Raw genomic sequence first — 3,957 nt, forward strand, 5'->3', positions numbered from 1 at the left:
CGCTCGGAGTCGACGTCCGCTGCAGTGGCGACGCCTGGGGCGACGACCTCGACGTCGCTGGCTGCAGCGCGGGCTTCCGCGGCGGCGAACGCGTCGTCGGCACCGCCGAGTTCGAGGACGTACACGCCCCGAGGTGGACGCCGCCCAGCAATCAGGCTACCGGCCTGCGGGGGTACTTGAGGCGTTACCAGCCGGACTACCAAACTTTATAAACCTTAAATACGTCGTTTAAGTCGAACGATGACCGACCCCAAGGAAACCATAAACATTGAAAACGTGGTCGCCTCGACCGGTATCGGTCAGGAACTCGACCTACAGAGCGTCGCCATGGACCTCGAAGGCGCGGATTACGACCCCGAGCAGTTCCCCGGCCTCGTCTACCGCACCCAGGAACCCAAGAGCGCCGCCCTCATCTTCCGCTCCGGGAAAATCGTCTGCACCGGCGCGAAGTCCACAGACGACGTCCACGAGAGCCTCCGCATCGTCTTCGACAAGCTCCGCGACCTCAGCATCCAGGTGGAGGACGAACCCGAGATCGTCGTCCAGAACATCGTCACGTCCGCCGACCTCGGTCGCCAGCTCAACCTCAACGCCATCGCCATCGGCCTCGGCCTCGAGAACATCGAGTACGAGCCAGAGCAGTTCCCCGGCCTCGTCTACCGGCTCGACGAACCCGAAGTCGTCGCGCTCCTGTTCGGCTCCGGGAAGCTGGTCATCACCGGCGGGAAGAAGCCCGAGGACGCCGAACACGCCGTCGACAAGATCGTCTCCCGGCTCGAAGAACTCGGCCTGCTCGAATAGGCCGTGCCCCTCGCCCAGGTCCAGCCAGCACCCGGCACACTCGGCCAGTTCGTCGGGACGTTCCTCGGCGGCTGGCTGCTGTTCGCGTTCACGGCGCACGTCGCCGCGACGTACATCCTCGGCGACGTTCCGTGGAAGCGCGCCGCCCTCGTCGGCCTCGCGCCCGCAGTCACCACCATCGCGCTGGTCCGACACAGCCCGTTGGTCATCGTCGCGGTCAGCCTCGCCGCCGACTTCGTCGCCGTCCACGTCGTCTACCGCGTGAAGTACCGGACGGCGGGACTCGTGGTCGTGATGCACTACGTCGTCACGCTGGCGCTCGTGTTGCTCGCCGCGAACCTGCTGGCGTTGCTGCGGACCGCCCCGGGGTAGCCCGCACAGTCGCCCGCCCTCGGTTCTCTGGCCGACGCCTCACCGGGCGAAGCGCCGCCCGCGACGGCACGATTCACAGCCACCGAGACAACCCCAGGCGCTTTTAGTGTCGTCGCACGAGAACATTCGAGCATGAACGACTACAAGCGGCAGGCGGTCCGCGGGAGCACGCTCGCGCTCCTCGCGGCCGTCCTCGCGTACGTCGCTTCCTACGTCCATCCGCCGACGGTGGACGCCGCCGCGGTCTTCGGCATCCTCGCCGTCGTCGCGTTCGCAGCGCGCTACATCTTCGAGCGGTCGCTGTCTCCGGCCGGCGGCTGGCTCGCGCCCGCGATTGCGGCCGTGCTCACCGTCGCCAGCAACACCACGAGCCACCTGCGCTTCGCCGCGCTCTCGCTGGCGGCGTTCGCCGTCATCGGCTACGTCACGTATCCGCTGACCGCGCGCGCCGTCGAAGCCAGCGAGGACGCCGGCGACCGCCTCCCCTGAGGCCGCCCGCTCACTCCACCAGGCGCTCGATCTCCGTGACCAGGATGCCCGACGCCCCCACCTGCTTCAGGTCGTTGACCGCCTCGAAGACGTCGCGCTCCTCGACGACGGCGTGCACCGCCACCATCCCGGGCTCGTCGACGTCCAGCACCGTCGGCCCCCCCAGCCCCGGAATCACGTCCTTCACGTCGTCGAGGCTGTCCGCCGGCGCGTTCAGCATCAGGTAGCGCTTCCCCTCCGCCTGCAGCACCGACCGCAGCGCCGTCCGCACCTGCTCGACTTTCGGGTCGTCGAGGACGTCCTCGCGGCCGAACAGCCGCACGGAGCTCTGCAACACTTCGTCGACGATGGCGAGGCGGTTCACGCGCAGCGTCGTCCCCGTCGACGTGATGTCCACGATGGCGTCCGCCATCTCCACGTGCGGCGTCAGCTCAGTCGCCCCCGTCACCTCCACGATGTCGGGATCGACGTCCTTCCCGTCGAAGTACTCGCGCGTGACCCGCGGGAACTCCGTCGCCACAGTCTTCCCGTCGAGGTGCTCGGGCGCCGTGATGTCGCCGTCCTCCGGCGCCGCCAGCACCAGCCGGCACGTCCCGTACTCGAGGTCCAGCAGGTCCGCGACGTTGTCAGCCCCGGACTCCCGGACCTGGTCGAGGCCCGTGATGCCGAGGTCCGCCGCGCCGTCCGCGACGTACTCCGGGATGTCCGCCGCCCGCGCGTACAACACCGTGATGTCGGGGTCGACCGTCTCCGCGTACAACTGGCGCTCGGCGCCGTTCCGCACGCCGATGCCGGCCCGGTCGAGGAGTTCCAGCGTCGGGTCGTGCAGACGGCCCTTGTTTGGCACGGCAATTCGCATGTGAGCGGTGTAGGCGTGGCACTCGGAACTAGGTTTTCCTTCAGGTGGCGAGTGGTACGGCGGTGGATTCGTCCGCCCAGTAGTCACAGCGTCCTCCGACGCCCAGAAAGCCCCGGTCGGGTGGCCACCCGATACTGGGAGGGAACGAGAGGGGGCGAGGCGCTCGCGTACATCTGGTCGTCTCGCACAGCAAGCGCCGGAGCGAACGGAGCGAGCGTCTGGGGGCGGTCGAGGAGACGCACCAGGCCGCGTACTCCACTCCGAACCCCACCAGACCGGACTACGAACGCGTACCCGACAGAAAGACAAGTGCGTCAGTCGAAGCCGACGCTATGACGACACTGCGAATCGCTGGCGGCCGCGTCCTGCACCCGGACATGACGGTCTCGGAGGGGGACGTGCTGGTCGACCGGGACAGCGGCGAGATACTGGCAGTCGGCGACACAGACGAGGGCGACGAACGACTGGACGCCGCGGACTGTCTGGTGATGCCGGGGCTGGTGAACGCGCACTGTCACGGGGCGATGACGCTGCTGCGCGGGTACGCGGACGACAAGCCGCTGGACGCGTGGCTCCAGGAGGACATCTGGCCGGCGGAAGCGGAGTTGACCGCGGGCGACGTGCGGGCGGGGGTGGACCTGGCGCTCGTGGAGATGATCCGGTCGGGGACGACGGCGTTCGCGGACATGTACTTCCACGTGCCGGAGATTGCGGAAGCCGTGGACGAGGCGGGGTTGCGGGCGCTCCTCGGACACGGCGTGGTCACCGTCGGGAAGGACGACGGGGCGGCGTACCGGGACAACGAGGAGAGCCTCGAGGTCGCGCGGGAGTACGACGGCACGTCGGGCGGGCGCATCAGGACGGCGTACATGCCGCACAGCCTCACGACGGTGGGCGAGGAGTACCTCCGGGAGTTCGTGGCGGCGGCCCGCGAGTACGACGTCCCGGTGCACTTCCACGCCAACGAGACGGTCGACGAGGTCGAGCCGATCGTCGATGAGCGCGGCGAGCGGCCGCTGGAGTTCGCGGACGAACTGGGGATGCTCACGGACGCGGACTTCCTCGCGCACGGCGTCCACACCGACGAGACGGAGCACGAACTGCTCGCGGAACGCGGCGCGAGCGTCGTGCACTGTCCCGCGTCGAACATGAAACTCGCGTCCGGGATGGCGCCCGTCCAGGCGATGCGGGACGCCGGCGTGACCGTCGCGCTCGGGACGGACGGCGCGGCGTCGAACAACGACCTCGACCTCTTCGACGAACTCCGGGACGCGGCGATGCTCGGGAAGCTCGCGGCCGACGACGCCGCCGCGGTGCCCGCCGAGGCCGCCGTGGAGATGGCGACCGCTGCGGCGCACGCGCGCTCGGGTTCGACAGCGGCCGAATCGAAGCGGGCGCCGAACGCCGACCTGGCAGTCGTCGACTTCGCCTGCGCC

At 69.0% G+C, this 3,957-nt stretch carries 5 protein-coding genes; 4 read left to right on the forward strand and 1 reads right to left on the reverse strand.

The window, feature by feature from the left end; genetic code table 11:
- Window positions 1-240: 240 nt before the first annotated feature.
- The 3 genes from GRX66_RS17130 (at window position 241) to GRX66_RS17140 (ending at window position 1,662) form a co-directional block, all read left to right on the forward strand.
- The gene (locus tag GRX66_RS17130; protein ID WP_159527598.1) at window positions 241-801 is read left to right on the forward strand and encodes a TATA-box-binding protein; all 561 of its coding nucleotides are present in this window, start codon (window positions 241-243) and stop codon (window positions 799-801) included.
- A gap of 3 nt (window positions 802-804) precedes the next feature.
- Window positions 805-1,173 carry a DUF7473 family protein gene (locus tag GRX66_RS17135; RefSeq protein ID WP_233745622.1) on the forward strand — a complete coding sequence of 123 codons (369 nt, stop codon included), beginning with the start codon at window positions 805-807 and terminating at the stop codon, window positions 1,171-1,173.
- Window positions 1,174-1,305: 132 nt separating this feature from the next.
- Complete coding sequence (locus GRX66_RS17140) at window positions 1,306-1,662, forward strand: hypothetical protein (RefSeq protein ID WP_159527599.1); 357 nt, start codon at window positions 1,306-1,308, stop codon at window positions 1,660-1,662.
- 10 nt (window positions 1,663-1,672) lie between these two features.
- On the opposite strand, the gene hisG is transcribed toward GRX66_RS17140, so the two are convergent.
- The gene (gene hisG / locus GRX66_RS17145) at window positions 1,673-2,521 is read right to left on the reverse strand and encodes an ATP phosphoribosyltransferase (protein WP_159527600.1); all 849 of its coding nucleotides are present in this window, start codon (window positions 2,519-2,521) and stop codon (window positions 1,673-1,675) included.
- 332 nt (window positions 2,522-2,853) lie between these two features.
- Between hisG and GRX66_RS17150 the strand changes: the two genes are divergently transcribed.
- The coding region (locus tag GRX66_RS17150) for an amidohydrolase (RefSeq protein WP_159527601.1) at window positions 2,854-3,957 on the forward strand (1,104 nt) is incomplete at its 3' end.

This window comes from Halobacterium bonnevillei (assembly GCF_009831555.1).
In the GTDB taxonomy this organism is placed as follows: Archaea; Halobacteriota; Halobacteria; order Halobacteriales; family Halobacteriaceae; genus Halobacterium; species Halobacterium bonnevillei.